Consider the following 19,059-nt stretch of genomic DNA (forward strand, 5'->3'; position numbering starts at 1 on the left):
TCCTTACTGCCCCTGCTTCGAGCGCGGCGGAAACAGCATCGGCCCCTGGTCCTTCTGCTGCGCGGCCGGCGCCTGCTGCGCGGCCGGCGGATTGGGATCGATGAGGATCTCGTATGGCGCGCCGAGACCGCGCCGGCGCGTGACGCGCGAATAATAGGGCTTGAGCAGCCAGGTCGTATCCTCATTGAGGGTCACGTCGGCGGTATTGCCGTCTTCATCCGTGCCGAAGAAGGATTCATCCCCGCTCGACGAGAGATCGAAGATCGCCATATAGGCGTACTTGCTCTTGGAGCTGAAAGTGATCCGCACATGCTGGCCTTTCTTCAGCGGCAGCATGTAGACCTTGCCCTTGCCGAACTTCGTCCAGCCCGTCAACCTCTCAAGGACTGCCGGCAGGGCGATCTTCTCGAGCTTTTCGCCACGATCGAGCTGCGGCAGCTGCTGTTGCTGGGTATCACTTTGAGCATGGGCGTCTGCGGCGCCCAACAGCGCAACCATCGTCAGCGAAAGACCGAGAAGCGCAGCTTTCACGGCCGCACCAATGCGCAACGCATCGCCTCCACCTCTTTCCGGCAATAGCAGCCTTCGATGTGGTCGTTGACCAGGCCCATGGCCTGCATGAAGGCATAAACTGTGGTCGGGCCGACAAAGGTCCAGCCGCGTTTCTTCAGATCCTTCGAAATCCGCATCGAAGCCGCCGTCGTCGGATTTGCGCGAAGATGGGCAAGGTCGAAGATCTCCGGGCGCTCGGCAGCGGTCGGCTCATGGCTCCAGAAATAGCGGGCGAGCGAACCGAATTCGTCGCGCAGCTCGATGGCGCGATTGGCATTGTTGATGGTGGAGACGATCTTGCCGCGATGGCGGATGATGCCGGCATCGGCGAGACAGCGCTCGATATCCGCATCTCCGAACTTGGCGACCTTCTCGAAATCGAAGCCGGCAAAAGCGGCGCGGAAATTCTCGCGCTTGCGCAGGATCGTCAGCCAGGAGAGGCCCGACTGGAAGCCTTCGAGGCAGATTTTCTCGAACAGCCTGATGTCGTCGACGACGGGCCGACCCCATTCCTCGTCGTGATAGCGCTGATACTCCGGCAGATTGCCGTGCCAGAAGCAGCGGTCCTTGCCATCTTCGCCGGTGATGATGCCCGTTTCGGCCATTTTCGCGATTCGTCCCCTATTTCAGCACGCGCTACCGGAAACCGGTAAGCCACTATCGGATAAATTGAGATCAATCAAATGCTTAAATTCATAGACTGACTTCGACGACCGCGCATTCCGATTCATGATTTACCACTTGCAAACCATCTTTCCAAACCAGGCGGTAACCCTGACAAAGCTTTATCGGCTTCGCGGCATTTTGATGAATAGATGTTTACCATTCGCTCGCGTGCAAGTGGCACCATTGTTTCGACCGGGTGCTTCGCGCCCATCTTCGGCCCATGTGTAGAGAGTTTGTCCGATGATGAAACATGCCGTTCTGTGTGCCGCCGGCGCCCTGAGCCTGCTTGCCTCCACCGCCTTTGCCGACGATCGCTATCAGTCGCGCCCGCCTGTCATCGTCAGTCCCGATCTGACCGCCCCCTGGGTGATGCAGCTCGGTGGCGGCAACGTGCAGCCGGTCGTCTATCCCCGCCCAATGGCGCGGCGCGCAGTCGATCCCAGAATGGAGCAGCCGGCCAATCCGCAGGTGCGTCAGGTCGTGCAGCCGCGCGGGCTATTTGCGCGCCCGGCTGTGCAGCAGGTCGCCATGGCCCGCCCGCAATATCCGGCAGTCCGAGGCCAGATCGATCCGCAGTTCCTGCCGCAGATCGTCGACTACCAGACCAAGGAAAAGCCCGGTAGCATCATCATCGATACCAATAACCGCTTTCTTTATCTCGTGATGGATGACGGCAAGGCGCGGCGCTATGGCGTCGGCGTCGGCAAGCCGGGCTTCGAATGGGCCGGCGCCCACACTGTGACCCGCAAGCAGGAATGGCCGGATTGGACGCCGCCGGCCGAAATGATCTCACGCGAAGCCGCCAAGGGCCATTATCTGCCGGCGCACATGGAAGGCGGGGAAGGCAATCCGCTCGGCGCACGCGCCATGTATCTCGGCTCCACCCTCTATCGCATCCATGGCACCAACGCCCCCTGGACCATCGGCAATGCCGTCTCCTCCGGCTGCATCCGCCTTCGCAACGAGGATGTCATCGATCTCTACAACCGCGTAAAGGTCGGCACCCGCGTCACCGTCATGTAATCTCGAAAAAGTCCCGCCCTGTGCGGCGATACTACTCCATTGGAGGGGCAGTATTCGCCGCATGGGAAAACCCTCCACTATAGTTCAGACTATAGTCCGATCGGCGACAGACAAGAGGGCAGTTCTTCCTGAACGTACCCAACATTGGTCATTTTGATCTTGATCCCTTCGTTGGTTCCGGTAATTTCCTACCGGATTCAACGAGGGGAATGCGAATTATGAAAGCAGCATTGTCGATCGTGACGGCAGGTGTCGTCGCGGCGTGTCTTCTTGCAGCATCGAACGCAGCAGCCTTCACCGCTTCGACACCTATTACGGCGCCGGTCGCCCGCACCGACGTGATCCGGGTCGCAATGGAGCCGCAGGGCCAGGTGAAGCCGCAGTTCCAGCGGCGCATGGTGCGGCTGGCGACGAACGAGGAGCCGGGCACCGTCATCGTCGACACCAACAACAAGTATCTCTACCTCGTCGAAGGCAATAATCGCGCAAGACGCTATGGCATCGGCGTCGGCCGCGATGGTTTCGGCTGGTCCGGCGTCGTCAAGGTCGGCCGCAAGGCGGAATGGCCCGGCTGGACGCCGCCGCCGGAAATGATCGTTCGCGAAGCCAAGAAGGGCCACAAACTGCCGGCCTACCAGGAAGGTGGCGAGGACAATCCGCTCGGCGCGCGCGCCATGTATCTCTATCGCAACGGCAACGACACCGCCTTCCGCATCCATGGCACCAACCAGCCCTGGAGCATCGGCCTCAACATGTCCTCCGGCTGCATCCGCATGATGAACAAGGACGTGATGGATCTCTATGATCGCGTCCCCGTCGGCACTAAGGTCATCGTCGTCGGTCCCGGCAACAAGCAGGGCGAAGTCAGCTATCAGGATCGCGGCGTCGATGTGCTGAGGACTCTGTTCGGCGGCTGATAGAATCCAACCCGAATCAGGCACCAACATAGCGGGCGCTCTTCCCTGGCATGACATCATTCGCGCCGGGGAAGGCGCCCGTATCGCTTGCAATAGTTTATTGCGTGCAGGCGCGGATGGAGACACTGTTGCGCCGGTGTTACAGCCTGAAACTTATCACGATGCCCCGCCGAAAAATGGCTCGTCGCCTTCAGTTTACCGTCAGTTTTCCCGCCTAAGCCGTGCCTGTTCACTCATGACTGCAATAGAAGTGTCATGGAAGCACGCTTAGATGGCAGCACTTTGGCATCCGGGGATTTCATATGCATCGTGCATTTCGCATCAAGCAGCCGGCCCTCGCCGCGCTTGCGACTTCCGCATTCATCTTTGCCGCAAGCTCTGCCTCGGCTGAGATGCAGTTTTCCGCTTACGGCGGCATACAGGGCGCGACGGGCAGCAATGTGACCACGTCGGACGGCGCTGATTTCGACCCCAACTGGTCCGGAAAATCCTTCAAGATGCCGCCCTATTTCGGCTTCCGCGGCATCTGGTGGCTTGACCAGTTCGACAAGCCGAACTGGGGCGTGTCGCTCGATTATACCCATGCGAAGGTCTATGGCGATCTCGGCAATACGCCCGGCTGGTCGCATTTCGAGTTCACCGATGGCCTGAACATGCTAACGCTGAACGCGCTCTATCGCTTCCAGGATTCGAGCCGCAACTGGACACCCTATGTCGGCCTCGGCGCGGGCATCAACGTGCCGCATGTCGAAGTCACCCGCTCGTCGGGCACGACCTTCGACTACCAGTTCGGCGGCGCTTCGCTGCAGGCGCAGGCGGGCGTCAGCTACCAATTCGCCAAGCACTGGTCGACCTTCGTCGAATACAAGGGCAACTACAACTTCGTGAACAACGTCTCGATCGACAGCGGCGACACGCTGAAGACCAAGGTTTTCACCCACGCTCTCAACTTCGGCGTGTCGTTCAACTTCTGACGTTCCTCAGGCTGAAGTCGCAATCGATCCCTCAAACCGGTTCAGGCATGGAGGGTCTTGTGCTATGATCCAACGCATGAGCTTCTCTTATTATCGTTGCGACTGGATCCATCCGGAAAACGAGGAGCCGGTCATCGTTTATTATGAGGTCGATATCGCCGGCGATGTTCCGCGGCTGATCGATGTGTTTGCCGATGGTCGCCGGCAATGCATGTCGGTTGTCGATTTTACTGCAGTGGGACGTGACATGCTGGAGATCACCAGCCTCGTCGAAGGCTCATTTTACGATGGCATTACCGGCCTGGTGGATGGCATTTTCTTCGAGGAAGGGCAGGATCGCATCAGCATGACGCGCATTGCCGCCGATCGGTTCGAAGTCGAATGGCAGGCTCATCGCCTGCCCGCGCCGAACAAGCTGCATTAGTACGCAATTCCGGACGGAAAACCGCTCTACACTTTTCCCGGAAATGCTCTAAGCGGCGGCCGGCTGCAGGCTCTTCAGTTTCACAGGCATTTCGCCGCCATAGGCCCAATCCAGCAATTCCACCGTATGCAGGATGGGAATGCCCGTTCCCGTCGCGATCTGCGTGATGCAGCCGATGTTGCCCGTCGCGATGATATCGGCTTTCGTCGCCTCGATGTTCCTGACCTTGCGCGCCTTCAGCTCGGCCGAAATTTCCGGCTGCATGATGTTGTAGGTGCCGGCCGAACCACAGCACAGATGCCCTTCCGCCGGGTCGCGCACCGTAAAGCCCGCGGCTTTCAGCAAGAGCTTCGGCGCCATGGTGATCTTCTGCCCGTGCTGCATGGAGCAGGCGGAATGATAGGCGACCGCGATGCCGCGCGGCATATGCGACGGGAGATCCAGGCTTGCGAGATATTCCGCAATGTCCTTGGCGAGAGCTGAAATCCTCGCAGCCTTTTCCGCATAGGCCGGATCGAGGCGCAGCATATGCCCATAGTCCTTGATCGTCGTGCCGCAGCCCGACGCGGTGATGACGATGGCGTCCAGCCCTCCGGCCTCGATCTCACGCAGCCACACATCGACGTTGGCGCGGGCAGCTGCGAGCGCCTGTTCCTCGCGGCCCATGTGATGAACCAGCGAGCCGCAGCAGACCTCCCCTTCCGGCACCACGACCTCAACGCCGAGGCGCGTCAGCAGGCGGATGGTGGCTGCGTTGATTTCGGGATCGAGCACCGGCTGGGCGCAGCCCGTCAGGATCGCCACACGACCGCGCCGCTCCGCCTGCGGCTCGTAGCGGGCAGGCTTTGCAAAAGGCGACGGCGCGGGAATGCTGCGGGGCGCGAGATCGAGCATGGCGGCGAAAGCCTTTAAGGCCGGAACGCGTCTCAACAGCCCCTTGAACGGCCGGCCAAAATTCGCAAGCCGCAAGGCCAGCCGGAAACGGCCGGGATAAGGCAAGACGGCTGCCAGCACATTGCGGGTCAGCCGATCCATCAGCGGGCGCTTATAGGTGTTCTCGACATGGACACGCGCATGGTCGATCAGGTGCATATAGTCGACACCGGACGGACAGGTCGTGGTGCAGGCAAGGCAGGAAAGGCAGCGGTCGATATGCGTCACCACCTCGGCATCGGCTGCCCGACCGTTTTCCAGCATGTCCTTGATGAGGTAAATGCGTCCACGCGGACTGTCGAGTTCGTTGCCAAGCGTCACATAGGTAGGACAGGTGGCTGTGCAGAAGCCGCAATGCACGCATTTGCGCAGGATCGCCTCGGATTCGGCCACATGCGGGTCGGCAAGCTGTTCGGGCGTGAAATTGGTTTGCATTTACCCATGTCCCCGTTCGAGCAAGACCACGCCCCTCATCTGACCTATCGGCCACCTTCTCCGCGTTTTGACGGGGAGAAGGGGATTGGCGCATCCTCCGTCACTCCTCAACCTCTCTCGAGCCGATAAGGCGCCGCAAACGAGGTCGTCCCCTCGCCCCGCCTGCGGGGAGAGAGTTAGGGTGAGGGGCCATCGCCGACAGGAACCAGATTTCATCACGCCATCTTCCCTGGATTGAAAATTCCGGCCGGATCGAATTTTTCCTTCACGCGCGCAGACAGCAGGGCCACGGCTTCGGGTTGCGGCTGGAAGGCCTGCGTGGTCGCACGTTGGGCAGGGGTGGCGCGCATCAAGGTGGCATGTCCGCCGCCCAAGGCATGAATGTAGCGCCTGAGCACATCACCTTCCGGTCCGGCTTCCATGCGCATCCAGACGAGCCCGCCCTGCCAATCATAATAGGCATCCACGCCTTCTTCCAGGCGAAGTGCTGCGACGAGCTGGTGGCCGATACTGGGTGCCACGGACACACGCCAAACGGGACGCGTCGTACCATCGGCATAGGGCTTCACATTGCGGATTTCGCGCCAGAGCCTGCGGCTGTCATCCTCCTCAAGGCGCTTCACCGAGCCGAGCCGGCCCATGGCGGCAGCAAGCTTTTCACCCCGGACCGAGACGGAACCCGGAAGACCCTCGACGCGCAGCACAGTCGCCTCCCCCTGCGGCAGCTTGCCGTCGAGAAAAGACCAGGAGACGGTCAGCGGCAAATGGGCGGCGCCCGATACCTCGAGCGGCAGAGCCATGGCCGCGGCCATCGCATTGGCGGCCTCCGCATCGTTGAGACCGGAGAGGACAATCGTCTCCTCGGTCTTCGGCTTGGGCGGCACCCGGAACGTTACTTCGGTCAAAAGGCCGAGCGTTCCGTGCGAACCGGCCATCAGCTTGACGAGATCGAGACCGGTGACGTTCTTCATCACCCGCCCGCCGGCCTTGACGATCTCGCCCTTGCCGTTAACGAAACGGACGCCGAGCAGGCTATCGCGCGCCGCACCGCTGACGAAACGGCGCGGCCCGGAGACATTGGCTGCGAAAATGCCGCCGATCGTTGGCTCACCTTCGGTTGCCATCAGCGGCCTGTGATCCATCGGCTCGAAGGCCATCATCTGGCCGGCCTCGGCAAGAGCGGCCTCGATCTCGGCGGCCGGCGTGCCGGCGCGGGCCGTCATCACCATCTCACCCGGATTGTAGGCGACGATGCCGGCAAGGCCGCTCGACGACAGCACCGCTTCGGACGGAACCGCATTGCCGAAGCCTGATCGCGTATTGCCGCCGACGATTGCTAGGGCCGCACCACGCGCGGCATGATCGCCGATGATGGAGGCCGTTTCCTCCTCAGTTCTCGGATGAAATTCGGTCATGCGGCGTTGCGTCCGTCGAGCGGGAAGACCTTGGATGGGTTAAGTATCCAGCCGGGGTCGAAGGCTGCACGAACCGACATCATCTGCGCCAGATCGACATCCGCATATTGGTGGCGCATCAGGTCGCGCTTCTCGATGCCGACGCCGTGCTCGCCGGTGAGGCAACCTCCGGCATCGACGCAGAGCCGCAAGATATCGTTGCCCGCCGCTTCCGCCTTGGCGGCATCTTCGGCGTCGTTGGCATTGAAGAGAATCAGCGGATGCATGTTGCCGTCGCCGGCATGGAAGACATTGGCGACGCGCAGACCATAGCCCTCAACGATCTCGCCCGTCTTCTTCAGCACATAAGAGAGCTGGCTCAGCGGCACGGTTCCGTCCATGCAGATGTAATCGGCAATGCGGCCGGTGGCGCCGAAGGCCGACTTCCGGCCCTTCCAGATTAAGGCCGCTTCCGTTGCCGACTGGCATTCGCGCACCGTTTTGACCTTGTGAGTGCGGGCAATGGCGACGATGCTCGCAAGCATATCGTCCATTTCCGCCTCGGAGCCTTCGACCTCGACGATCAGCAGAGCCTCGACATCAAGGGGATAACCGGCCTTGGCGAAGGCCTCGCAGATCTCAATCGCCGGCTTGTCCATGAATTCGATCGCGACAGGTACGATGCCGGCAGCGATGACGTCGGCGACGCAGGCGCCCGCCTCTTCGGAACTGTCGAAACCGAAGAGTACCGGCCGGGCGCCCTCCGGCTTGGCGAGCAACCGTACCGTTGCCTCGGTGACGATGCCGAGCTGGCCTTCCGAGCCGCAGACCAGACCGAGCAGATCGTAGCCCGCCGCATCTAGCGCCTTGCCGCCGAGATCGATGACGGTGCCATCAGTCAGGACAAGCTTGACGCCGAGCAGATTGTTGGTCGTGACGCCGTATTTCAGACAGTGCGCACCGCCGGAATTCATGCCGATATTGCCGCCGATGGTGCAGGCAAGCTGCGAGCTCGGGTCAGGCGCGTAAAAGAATCCGTCGGCGGAGACGCTTTCGGAGACATGCAGGTTCGTCACCCCCGCCTGCACGGTCGCCGTGCGATTGGCATAATCGATATCGAGGATGCGGTTCATCTTGGAGAGGCCGAGGACGACGGCATCCTCCTGCGGTATCGCGCCGCCGGAAAGCGACGTGCCGGCGCCGCGCGGCACGACGGGAATGCCGTAGCGATGGCAATATTTCATGACGGCCGCAACTTCCGCCGTCGAGCGTGGCAGGGCCACGGCAAGCGGCAGGCGGCGATAGGACACGAAGGCATCGGTTTCGAAGGGCACGAGTTCGCGCGGCTCGTGGATTAGGCATTCCGGCGCTAGCAGATCGGTCAAATCGGCGACGATCGCACCTCGGCGCGCCAGAACATCCGCACGCGGCTCCAGAAATGAAATGGCCTCGGCCATGCCGTCCTCCTCCTGCATCCGATGTCGAACGCAGCCCTCATTTAGCGCATTACAGGCTTAGCGCTTTCCCAAGTTTGGAGCAAATGATAAGCACTTATTCCAAAACAGGAAATAATTCTGCATGACCAATTTGGGAGATCTCGAAATCTTCGCCAGCGTCGTTGCGACCGGCAGCATGTCGCTGACGGGTCGTGCTCTCGGTTTTTCGCCGGCCGTCATTTCCAAGCGCATCAAGCGCCTGGAAGACAGGCTCGGCACCCGGCTCCTGCAGCGCACCACACGGCAGATTTCGCTGACGGAAGCGGGCCAGGGCTTCTACGACCGCGTGCTCGCCATCCTCGCCGGGCTGGAAGAGGCGGAAGCCTACATTGCCGGGCGCTCCTCCCAGATGCACGGCACGCTGAAAATCTCCGCCCCGACATCCTTCGGCCGTCTCCACATCGCGCCGCATCTGAAATCCTTCATGCAGGCCCATCCCGAACTGGCGCTCAACCTCGTTCTCAGTGACGAATTCGTCGATATCGTCGGCGGCGGTTTCGATCTTGCCATCCGCATTGCCGAGCTGACGGATTCCAGTCTTGTCGCGCGCAGGCTGGCGCCGGTGCGCCGCGTGCTTTGCGCCTCCCCTGCCTATATCGGCGCCCATGGCATGCCCGAGGATATCGACGATCTGCGCCGGCATACCTGCCTGCCCGCGCACAATCTCGACCCCTGGCGGTTGGAGGGGCCGAAAGGCAGCCTGATCTTTCGGCCGGAGGGCAGGCTCATCACCAATTCCAGCGAGGTCGTACGCGAAGCCGTCATTGCCGGCCTTGGCATTGCGCTGCGTTCCACCTGGGATATCGGGCCGGAGCTGCGCGACGGCCGCCTCGTCCAGGTGCTCCCGGCCTATGAGGGCTCGCACAACGTCACGCTTTCGGCCGTTTACCCCAGCCGACAATTCCTGCCGGCAAAAGTGCGCGTCTTCATCGATTTTCTGGCGGAACTTTACGGGCCTGTTCCCTATTGGGAGCGATGAGAACCCTTTTGAGGATCGAGGAGACCGTCATGGCCGCGCCCGAGAGCATCCGTTCCGATCTTGATCTCAACTCGAAGACGCGCCTCACCGTTATGCTTGGCGATATTACCAGGCTTTCGGTCGATGCCATCGTCAATGCGGCCAATAGCAGCCTGCTCGGGGGCGGTGGCGTAGACGGGGCGATCCATCGCGCCGCCGGGCCGGATCTCCTCGCGGAATGCCGGACTCTGAACGGCTGCAAGACAGGGCAGGCAAAGATAACAGGCGGATACCGCCTGCCGGCAAAACATGTGATTCATACGGTCGGCCCCGTCTGGAATGGCGGAAACCGTGGCGAAGATGAGCTGCTTGCCGGCTGTTATCGCAACAGCCTCAACCTTGCCTGGCAAAACGGTCTGAAGACCATCGCCTTCCCGGCCATCTCCACCGGCGTTTATCGCTTTCCCGCCGAGCAGGCGGCTAGGATTGCGATCCGCACCACCCTTGCCGAAAGCAAGGATGGTGCCTTCGATGAAATCATCTTCTGTTGCTTCGGCGACGAGATGGCGGCACTCTACGAAAGATTGCTGCCGCAGGCGCTGTCCGGAGCCTGATGCCTATCGCGCCAGATCGAGATAGGCGGAGGCGACCAGGGCATCTATATCCGTGGGAACGGGGATGACGCAGGCCTCCTTGCCGAGGCCGCCCTTGGCGACCCGCTCCAGGCATCGCGCCTGCAGGGCGAAGCCGAGATCCATGGATTCGACGGTGTTCCCCAGCGGACGCGGACCGGCCAGATTGGCCATGTGGCCGCCGCCGAGAATGTGGAAGGCTCGGCCGTCTCGCATGCGAACAGTCTCGATCTGCTCAGATTCGTAACTATCGACGCCGACAACATCGGGACTGCTGCGGAAGCCTTCGACATCGATCTCATGCGGAAAGTGGCCGCCATTCATCAGGATCGCCCCGTCCTTGATCAAGGGCAGATCGGCAACCGTGATAATGTCCGGATAGCCCGTCACGGTGACCAGCACATCGGCAGAGCGGATCGCTGATTCACGCGGCGGCGTTGTGAAGCCATCGAGATGAGCTTCGAGTGTGGTCACCGGATCGATATCGACGACGCTAACAGCGGCGAATGCGTTGCGGAAGCACGCCGCCGTGCCCTTGCCACAAGCGCCGTAGCCGAAGACGGTCACACGTTTACCGTTGGTGGAACGGTTGGTGAAGCGCAGATAGCTCTCGAACAGACTTTGCCCGACGGCATGCCGGTTTTCGGCGAACTGTTTGATCGGGCTATCGTTGATGACGAGGATCGGCATGTTGAGCTTATCGCGCATCGACATCAGGCGGGTGCGGCCGGATGTGGTTTCCTCGGTGCCGCCAAGCAGGTTGGCATGGGGCCTGTCCGCCGCGCGGGCGAAGAGATCGCCGCCATTGTCGAGCAGGAGGTCAGGCTTTTCCGCCAGGATCGCATCGAGGCTTGCACCATGCTCCTCTGCGTCGCGGGTCTGCGTCGCAAAGACCTTGATGCCCTGAGCGCGCAGATAGTCCACCGTTTCCGGCTGGGTGCTGTTGAGATTGCCGGTGCAGACGAGATCGGCGCCGCCGGCATGCAGCGTCATCAGCAGCGCAACCGTCTTCGGCTCGAGGTGAATGCCGGTGCCGATGGTGAAGCCGGCAAAGGGTTTTGTGTTGCGAAATTCCGCTGCTGTGGCCGCCAGCAGACGAAAGCTGCGCGCCACCCAGTCGATACGCGAAAGAGAAGAAGACTGATCCATGATGCGCTCCTGCCGGTTGGTTCGATGCCGCGATCTGGCATGATCGCAAAGGAGGTGTCGATGGACATTGCAATGCGCTGTATGGCAGAAAATCTGCCATGTCGATGCGCTTCGTTTTGATGTTTTGCTAAGCCGGTTCGGCCCCTGTCTCGCTTAGCCAATCCGCCAATCGTACCAGTGCCGGGTCCTTCACGTCGCCGCTGCGAATGCTGAGGCTGTAGCCCGCCGGCCTACGGATGAAGCCGAAGGGGGCGACCAGAGTACCGCGATCGATATCCTCGCCAATGGCGGTGCGTGGGGCGATGGCGACCCCGAGGCCCGAGCGGGCGGCGCCGATCGCAAGCAGCAGATCCTCGAATTCGCGATCGACGGCAAAGGAGATGGGCGCGCGACCGCTTTCGGCAAACCAATCCTCCCACAGGCTCGGGGCGGAACGGCTGGCAAGGCCGACGGCTCCGGCAAGTGCCGAAACCCCACTGGCAAGCCCGAGGCGATCGGCGATATCTGGCGTTGTGACGGGACCGAACTCATCCTCCATGAAACGAATGGCCGTGATATCGCGCATCGGCCGGTATTCGCCGCCCATGATGACCGCTTCCAGGTCGGCGCGCTTGGCAAGCGGCTCGACCGTAGCCATCGGCACGATGTCGATATCGATATCCTGAAGTGCCGCCTGAAGCGCCGCGAGACGCGGCATCAGCCACCAGACGGCAAAGGCCGAGGGAACGCCGAGCCGGATCGACCGCCGTTGGCCAACGGAAAGTTCGGCGGAGGCCCGCGTCAGGATGCCAAAGGCGACGCCAACGGAATCGGCGAATGCCCGGCCCTTCGCTGTCAGCACCAGCCGGCCATTCTCCCGGTCGAACAGGGGCACACCAAAATGTGCCTCCAGCAGGGTCAGCTGCTGCCTGATAGCCCCGCGCACGACGCCAAGCTCATCAGCCGCCTTCAGAATGCTGCCGCAGCGCGCCACCGCATCGAAGGCACGCAGCGCGTTCAAAGGCGGCAAGCGTCGAGGCGGGATGCGTCCGGACATGATAAATTTTTTCTCTCTTTCCAAAACGATAGCAGCCACATCCAAGCAATTGCGCCATCTGCGGCACGGAAACGCTGTGGAATGTCGCTTTCAGCATAAGCGTTGGCGAATATCAGAAGGCAAATCTTTGTATTTTTATCTACGTAGCACTCAATAAATATGTGGGGAAATACCATATAGCGTTCTGTGGAACGCAAAATTTTTCCCCAAAGTGATAATATAGAATCAAGCCGTCACTCCAACTCCTAAAGGTGAACCGACAATTGGCCTTTCTCAGCCGTATAGCAAATGATGTGCAACTCATGTTTCGGCGTCCGCCGCGACAGCAATATGCTGCGCTCTGCTATCGGGTGAAGAAGAAGACGGGTCAATTTGAGATGCTGTTGCTGACCAGCCGCGACACCGGTCGTTGGGTCATCCCCAAGGGATGGCCGATGCCGGGCAAGCTCTCCCACGAGGTTGCCGCCCGCGAAGCCTATGAAGAGGCAGGTGTGCGCGGTGTGGTGGAAACCGAGCCGCTCGGCTCGTTCGGCTACGACAAGCTGCTGAAGGACGGCATTCAGGTGCCGTGCCGGGTGCAGGTCTATGCCCTCGAAGTCAGCGAACTCGTCAAGAACTTCAAGGAAAAGGGCGAGCGCTCCATGGAGTGGGTCTCCTTCGAGGAAGCCGCCGAACGTGTTCGCGAACCGGAGCTGCACGATCTCATTCTTGCCTTCGCCGAGCGAATGACGGCAGCTTCCGCTGCGATCCAGGCGAAATAAGCCACATTCGTCACAAAAAACTGTGCCAGTGTGCCCGGGAGATATTGCGCGCCTCATCGGTCAGCGCAATACGAGAGTTTTGATCCAGGGAATTGAATGCCCGACCGACCGGCCACGCCTGCAAAAAGGACGCTCGACAAGGACCTCGACAAATTCACCTATGTCGAGGACGCGACCCATCACGTCACGAGGCGCCTGGTGGCGCCGGGCATCGGCCTGATCTTTCTCGGCCTCGCCATGGTCTTTGCCGGTATCTACGTGCTCGACCAACCGGGGGCCACACTGATCTTTGCCGCGGTGGCGCTTGCCGGCTACATGGCCATGAACATCGGCGCGAAGGACGTCGCAAACAATGTCGGCGCCGCCGTCGGTGCGCGCGCGATCACCATGACGCAGGCGCTCGTCATGGCGGCGATCTTCGAGATTCTCGGCGCGACGATCGCCGGCGGCCCGGTCATCAACACGATCTCGACCCATATCGTCGACACCAACCGCATCATCAGTGTCGGCAAGCTTGCCTGGCTGATGATGGCGGCACTTCTCGCCGCAGCCCTATGGATCAATTTCGCCACCTGGCTGAAAGCGCCCGTTTCGACCACGCATACGATCGTCGGCGCCGTTGTCGGCGCAGGTTCAGCCGCTGTCGGCCCCGAGCTCGTGAACTGGAACACGCTGGCGGCCATTTCCGCAGGCTGGGTTGTAACGCCCTTTCTCGGCGGTGCCATCGCCGCCGGCATCCTCTATTTCATCGAGACCTGCATCATCTATCGCGACGACAAGATCGCCGCCGCCAGATACTGGATTCCCATCCTGATCGGGCTGATGGCCGGTGCCTTCTCAGGCTATCTCGTGGTCCAGCTCGAACCCAAAGGCGCGATACCCAGTATCCTCAATCTGACGATCGGCCTCGCGGTCGGCATCATCGTCGGGCTCGGGGCGCGACCGCTGGTAAAGGCGCAATCGGTCGGGCTCGAAAACAAGAATAGCTCGCTGCGCAAGCTTTTCCGCCTGCCGCTGATCTGTTCGGCAGCCCTGATGTCCTTCGCGCATGGCGCCAACGACGTCGCCAACGCGATCGGGCCACTGGCCGCGATCGTCCGCGATATCGGACTTGGCGGCTCGCTGAATGTCTTCGCTGAAACGACGACCCAAAAGGCTCCCTTCTGGGTGGTCATGATCGGCGGCTGCGGCATCTCCGTCGGCGTTCTGCTTTACGGCCCGCGGCTTATTCGTCTTCTCGGCGAGCAGATCACCAAACTCAATCCGATGCGGGCCTACTGCGTCGCCGTGTCCGCGGCCCTCACCGTCATCGTGGCCGCCTGGTTCGGTTTCCCGGTGAGTTCGACCCACATTACCGTTGGCGCAGTCTTTGGCGTCGGCTTCTTTCGCGAGTGGTCAACCGTCCGTTCCAAGCGGCGATTTGACTATATGCGCAAAAAGGCCGAGGCGGCGGGCATACCCTGGAGCGAGCCGGAAGCCACCGATGAGCGCAATCCCGATGAGATTCATCGCCGCCGGCTCGTGCGCCGCTCGCATTTCATGACCATCATCGCCGCCTGGGCAATCACCGTGCCGGTCGCAGCCCTGCTTGCCGCCGTCGTTTATTGGGTTATGGTCGCGCTCTTCATTTAGAGCGGTTCGGTTCCCACCGGCCTTCGAACCGCTCTATCTCATTGTTCTAAGCAATTCCGGGAATTATCCATGCGCGCCAATTTCCGCATGCAGCGGCTGTATGTGACGTCCGACATCAAGGCAGATACTGCCATCGAGACGGATCATGATCAGTTCAACTATCTCGCCAATGTGCTGCGCATGGAGGATGGCGCCGAACTCCTGATCTTCAACGGCCGCGACGGAGAGTGGAAAGTTAGTGTCTCCTTCCCCACCCGCAAGCGCATCCTGCTGACGCCGATCGAGGAGACACGCCCGCAGCCGGCCCCGTCCGATCTGCATTATCTCTTCGCGCCGCTGAAGGTTGGGCGCCTCGACTACCTCGTTCAGAAGGCCGTGGAGATGGGTGCCGGCCTGCTGCAGCCGGTCATGACACAGCATGTGCAAGGGAAGATCACCAATCTCGACAAGGTCAAGGCCAACGTCATCGAGGCTGCCGAGCAATGCGGCATTCTTGGCATTCCCGACGTCGCCGAGCCGGTTAAGCTTGCCGATCTATTGGCAAGCTGGCCGCGCGAGCGCCGCATCATCTATTGCGACGAAGGCGATACCGGACAAAATCCGCTGCCGCTGCTGACGCAGGTAAAAGAAAACCATCGGGCGCTGCTGATCGGCCCCGAAGGCGGCTTTTCGGAAGAGGAGCGTGCCCTCTTACGCAGCCTCGATTTCGTCACCGCCATTCCGCTCGGGCCGCGCATCCTGCGCGCCGATACGGCCGCCGTTGCCGCCATGGCGGTAATCCAAGCCGCAATCGGCGACTGGAACTGACCCTTTACTCCAAGACTGCAACGATGGTCGCAACGACCAGCAGGATTGCGAGCGAGATGTTGACGATCCGCGAGATCTTCGGATATCGGAGGAAACGGGATAGCGAAGCACCGACGAGCAGCCAAACCATGTGAATGGCAACGATCATCGCCGTGAGCAGCGCGATCTTGACGGTGGTGTCGAGCAGCCGCCGATCCTGAAACAGGCTGACAGTGGCGAAGACGGCAGCGATCGCCAGATAGGCCTTGGGATTGGCGACGGCGAGCAGGAAACCACCAGAAAAGGCAGGCGCCGCAACGTGATCGTCGCGGCGAGACAGCGGCGGCGCCGTGGCGATCTTGAAGGCGAGGTAGAGGATATAGACGGCGGAAACCACCGTCAGCAGCAATGCGCCGTGGGGCACGGACAGCAGAATCGCAACGACGCCGGCGGCGACGGCCAGCAAGACCGCTACGGTGCCTGCGATGAGACCAGAAACGTAAGCGAGCGACCGCCTGAAACCATAGGCGGCGCCCATCGCTGTCGCGCTGATCGTGGACGGGCCTGGGCTGCCCATGATGACCACCGAGGCAAGCAGCAGTGTCAGTATGGAATAGTAAAGGGCGTTCGGACCGTTCATCGATGTGCTCCGCTTGATGTCAGCGGAAGCAACACTAGCGGCGTGAATAGAGAGGCGTCTTGAACGCTTGTGCAAATATGCTTGTGCCTGCCACTGGCGTGATGCGCTTGCGAGACATAAAATCCTATTTTTTTGAACGACCCTTGAAAGAAATTCACTTGCACCGTACGTCAATCCGCGTCAATCACCCTCCAATTGACCTGCGGCTGGCGCGGGCTCTTCTCCGAGATCTAAGGTAATACCATGGCGCGCGATACCACCGACCAGACTCCGCTCTCCTCGGTCTCGGAAATGACGGCCTATCTGGCCGCCGGCAACAAGCCGAAGGAGAAATTCCGTATCGGCACCGAGCACGAGAAATTCGTGTTCTTTCGCGCCGACAACAGCCCGGTCCCCTATTTCGGCGAAGCCAGCATTTCCGCGCTCCTCACGGGACTGCAGAAGAAGAGTGGCTGGGATCCGATCATGGACGGCGACAACATCATCGGGCTCGGTGAACCCACGGGCATGGGCGCGATCTCGATCGAGCCGGGCGGTCAGTTCGAGCTTTCCGGCGCGCCGCTCGAAACCATCCACCAGACCTGCAAGGAATCCAACAATCATCTGGCGACGGTGCGCGAGATCGCCGAACCGATGGGCATCCGTTTCCTCGGTGTCGGCGGCAGTCCGAAGTGGACCCTTGCCGAAACGCCGCGCATGCCGAAATCGCGCTACGACATCATGACCCGCTACATGCCGAAGGTCGGCACCATGGGTCTCGATATGATGTATCGCACCTGCACCATCCAGGTGAATCTCGACTTTTCCTCGGAAGCGGATATGCGCCGCAAGATGCGCGTGTCGATGAAACTGCAGTCGCTGGCAACAGCGCTCTTTGCCTCCTCTCCCTTCACCGAGGGCAAGCCGAACGGGCTTTCTTCCTGGCGCGGCGAAATCTGGAAAGATACCGACAACCGCCGCGGCGGCCTGCTCGATTTCACGTTCCGCGACGATTTCGGCTTCGAAGACTATGTGAAGTGGGCGCTCGACGTTCCCATGTATTTCGTCGTTCGCGACGGCCGTTATCACGACTGTACGCATGTCACTTTCCGCCAGTTCATGGATGGAGCGCTCAAGGGCGAAATCGCCGATTGGCAACCGACGATGGGCGATTGGACGAACCATCTCTCCACCCTCTTCCCGGATGTTCGCCTCAAGCGCTTCCTCGAAATGCGCGGCGCAGATGGTGGCCCGTGGCGCCGCATCTGTGCGTTGCCGGCCTTCTGGGTCGGCCTGCTCTATGACGATGAGGCGCTAACGGCGGCCGACGAGCTGACCAAGGACTGGAACTTCCAAGAGGTCAACGCACTGCGTGATGTGGTGCCGGCGCAGGGCTTGAAGGCTTCCATCAAGGGCCACGGTCTACTTGATATTGCACGCGAAGTGGTCGGCATTTCGCGCCTAGGCCTGAAGAACCGGAAGCGCTTGAATGGCGACGGCCAGGACGAAACCGTCTTCCTTTCGCCGCTCGACGAGGTGCTTGCCAAGAAGGGTACACTCGCTGACGATCTGCTGATGCTCTACAATGGCCGCTGGAACCAGTCTGTCGAACCGATCTTCGAGGAATATCAATACTGATAGGCGGTTATCTGCCGTCGCGGCCTAGCGAGTTCACGGCAGAAACCGGTATGCGCCCTCTTTTTTCCGCTATACTATCGGAATCAAGCGCCGCCTGATTCCGAAGCGGCCTCATAGCGGGGAAAGGGACTTCGATGCTGCCACTCTTCGACATGATGATGCAGGCACAGAATGGCGCCGCCACGGAGGCCATGGCCAAGCAGTTCAGTCTTGCGCAGGAGCAGGCGGCGAAGGCGATGGCCGCGCTGATGCCTGCCTTTTCCTCCGGCTTCAAGCGCAGCGCCACCGATCCCTATAATTTCATGGGCGTGATGCAGGACATCAGCTCGGGCTCCTATGCTAAATATTTCGAGGACATGACCAAGGCCTTTACGCCCGAGGGCATTGCCGACGGCAATGCGGTGCTCGGACGGCTGTTTGGTTCCAAAGACGTTTCCCGTGCGATCGCGGCGCAGGCAGCGCAGATGACCGGCATCGGGCAGGAAATCTACAAGCGCATGCTGCCCGCCATGGCCGATACGCTGATGGGCGGTCTGTTCAAGGAGACGAGCGGCCAAATCCCGCAAATGACCAATCCCTTTCTCAACACCGATATGGGCGAAATGATGCAGGGCTGGCTGCAGAGCATCGGCTTTGCGCCCAAACAGCAGCCGACGCCGCAGGCAAGCATCTTCGACAATCCCTTCACCCAGGCGATGGAGCTGATGTTCGGCGCCGATGCCGTCAAGCGCGAGAAGCCGGCGCCGACCAATCCTTTCCTCGACAATCCCTTCGCCAAGGCGTTTCAGGACATGATGAAGAACTTCCCGATGCCATCGGAGCCGCCAAAGGAAGAGCCGAAGGCAAAGCCCGCTGCCGGGGTCGACATGGCCGCTTATACCGAGATGTTCAACGCCATGTTCGATAGCGGCCTGGAAGTGCAGAAGAATTATCAAAAGAACATGGAAGCGATCTTCGACAGCTATTTGAAGACCGAGGACAAGCCAGCCCCAGAACAGAAGTGACATTCGGCTGATCGTATTCCGTTCCATTGT

General features: G+C 60.7%; 19 protein-coding genes. 11 read left to right on the forward strand and 8 right to left on the reverse strand.

The features are described from left to right. Nucleotides 1–3: 3 nt before the first annotated feature. The gene (locus FHT73_RS08895; RefSeq protein WP_183711006.1) at nt 4–549 is read right to left on the reverse strand and encodes a hypothetical protein; all 546 of its coding nucleotides are present in this window, start codon (nt 547–549) and stop codon (nt 4–6) included. Then, nucleotides 528–1,157 carry a DNA-3-methyladenine glycosylase I gene (locus FHT73_RS08900; RefSeq protein WP_112608199.1) on the reverse strand — a complete coding sequence of 210 codons (630 nt, stop codon included), beginning with the start codon at nt 1,155–1,157 and terminating at the stop codon, nt 528–530. Before FHT73_RS08900 ends, FHT73_RS08895 begins: the two co-directional genes overlap by 22 nt. A 301-nt stretch (nt 1,158–1,458) precedes the next feature. On the opposite strand from FHT73_RS08900, the gene FHT73_RS08905 reads away from it, so the two are divergent. From FHT73_RS08905 to FHT73_RS08920, 4 genes are all read left to right on the forward strand, one after another. After that, nucleotides 1,459–2,241 (forward strand): L,D-transpeptidase, encoded by a 783-nt coding sequence (locus FHT73_RS08905; RefSeq protein ID WP_112608201.1) that lies wholly within the window; start codon nt 1,459–1,461, stop codon nt 2,239–2,241. A gap of 218 nt (nt 2,242–2,459) precedes the next feature. Then, a complete protein-coding gene (locus FHT73_RS08910) occupies nt 2,460–3,158 on the forward strand; it encodes a L,D-transpeptidase (protein ID WP_112335379.1) in 699 nt (232 codons plus the stop codon). Nucleotides 3,159–3,460: 302 nt separating this feature from the next. Next, on the forward strand, nt 3,461–4,132 hold the full coding sequence (locus tag FHT73_RS08915; protein WP_112608203.1) for a porin family protein: 672 nt from the start codon (nt 3,461–3,463) through the stop codon (nt 4,130–4,132). 64 nt (nt 4,133–4,196) lie between these two features. Then, nucleotides 4,197–4,556, forward strand: coding sequence for a hypothetical protein (locus tag FHT73_RS08920; RefSeq protein ID WP_246712047.1), 360 nt, complete (start codon nt 4,197–4,199; stop codon nt 4,554–4,556). A 48-nt stretch (nt 4,557–4,604) separates the two neighbouring features. On the opposite strand, the gene glcF is transcribed toward FHT73_RS08920, so the two are convergent. The 3 genes from glcF to FHT73_RS08935 form a co-directional block, all read right to left on the reverse strand. Then, entirely contained in the window at nt 4,605–5,924 is a 1,320-nt protein-coding gene (gene glcF, locus FHT73_RS08925; RefSeq protein WP_112608205.1) for a glycolate oxidase subunit GlcF, read from the reverse strand. A 215-nt stretch (nt 5,925–6,139) separates the two neighbouring features. Beyond that, nucleotides 6,140–7,339: an FAD-binding protein gene (locus tag FHT73_RS08930; protein ID WP_112608207.1), complete on the reverse strand. Its 1,200-nt coding sequence runs from the start codon at nt 7,337–7,339 to the stop codon at nt 6,140–6,142. After that, nucleotides 7,336–8,775, reverse strand: a complete 1,440-nt coding sequence (locus FHT73_RS08935; RefSeq protein ID WP_112608209.1) for an FAD-linked oxidase C-terminal domain-containing protein — start codon at nt 8,773–8,775, stop codon at nt 7,336–7,338. Before FHT73_RS08935 ends, FHT73_RS08930 begins: the two co-directional genes overlap by 4 nt. Before the next feature lie 121 nt (nt 8,776–8,896). On the opposite strand from FHT73_RS08935, the gene FHT73_RS08940 reads away from it, so the two are divergent. Next, nucleotides 8,897–9,793: a LysR family transcriptional regulator gene (locus FHT73_RS08940; protein WP_112608211.1), complete on the forward strand. Its 897-nt coding sequence runs from the start codon at nt 8,897–8,899 to the stop codon at nt 9,791–9,793. Nucleotides 9,794–9,822: 29 nt separating this feature from the next. Next, a complete protein-coding gene (locus tag FHT73_RS08945; protein WP_112608325.1) occupies nt 9,823–10,386 on the forward strand; it encodes an O-acetyl-ADP-ribose deacetylase in 564 nt (187 codons plus the stop codon). 3 nt (nt 10,387–10,389) lie between these two features. On the opposite strand, the gene FHT73_RS08950 is transcribed toward FHT73_RS08945, so the two are convergent. Beyond that, a complete protein-coding gene (locus FHT73_RS08950) occupies nt 10,390–11,553 on the reverse strand; it encodes an adenosylhomocysteinase (RefSeq protein ID WP_183711008.1) in 1,164 nt (387 codons plus the stop codon). Nucleotides 11,554–11,680: 127 nt separating this feature from the next. Continuing rightward, nucleotides 11,681–12,589, reverse strand: coding sequence for a LysR substrate-binding domain-containing protein (locus tag FHT73_RS08955; protein WP_183711010.1), 909 nt, complete (start codon nt 12,587–12,589; stop codon nt 11,681–11,683). 263 nt (nt 12,590–12,852) lie between these two features. Between FHT73_RS08955 and FHT73_RS08960 the strand changes: the two genes are divergently transcribed. The 3 genes from FHT73_RS08960 (at nt 12,853) to FHT73_RS08970 (ending at nt 15,789) form a co-directional block, all read left to right on the forward strand. Beyond that, a complete protein-coding gene (locus FHT73_RS08960) occupies nt 12,853–13,350 on the forward strand; it encodes an NUDIX hydrolase (protein WP_112409936.1) in 498 nt (165 codons plus the stop codon). A 96-nt stretch (nt 13,351–13,446) separates the two neighbouring features. Then, nucleotides 13,447–14,982 (forward strand): inorganic phosphate transporter, encoded by a 1,536-nt coding sequence (locus FHT73_RS08965; protein ID WP_183711012.1) that lies wholly within the window; start codon nt 13,447–13,449, stop codon nt 14,980–14,982. Between the two features lie 69 nt (nt 14,983–15,051). Next, entirely contained in the window at nt 15,052–15,789 is a 738-nt protein-coding gene (locus FHT73_RS08970; protein ID WP_183711014.1) for a 16S rRNA (uracil(1498)-N(3))-methyltransferase, read from the forward strand. A gap of 4 nt (nt 15,790–15,793) precedes the next feature. Here FHT73_RS08970 and FHT73_RS08975 read toward each other — a convergent pair whose 3' ends face one another. Next, a complete protein-coding gene (locus FHT73_RS08975; protein ID WP_183711016.1) occupies nt 15,794–16,408 on the reverse strand; it encodes a LysE family translocator in 615 nt (204 codons plus the stop codon). 243 nt (nt 16,409–16,651) lie between these two features. On the opposite strand from FHT73_RS08975, the gene FHT73_RS08980 reads away from it, so the two are divergent. Both FHT73_RS08980 and FHT73_RS08985 read left to right on the forward strand, forming a co-directional pair. Continuing rightward, nucleotides 16,652–18,025, forward strand: a complete 1,374-nt coding sequence (locus FHT73_RS08980) for a glutamate--cysteine ligase (RefSeq protein ID WP_183711018.1) — start codon at nt 16,652–16,654, stop codon at nt 18,023–18,025. Nucleotides 18,026–18,159: 134 nt separating this feature from the next. Then, the gene (locus FHT73_RS08985) at nt 18,160–19,029 is read left to right on the forward strand and encodes a DUF937 domain-containing protein (protein ID WP_183711020.1); all 870 of its coding nucleotides are present in this window, start codon (nt 18,160–18,162) and stop codon (nt 19,027–19,029) included. Nucleotides 19,030–19,059 lie beyond the last annotated feature (30 nt).

This window comes from Rhizobium sp. BK098, assembly GCF_014193155.1.
GTDB lineage: Bacteria > Pseudomonadota > Alphaproteobacteria > Rhizobiales > Rhizobiaceae > Rhizobium.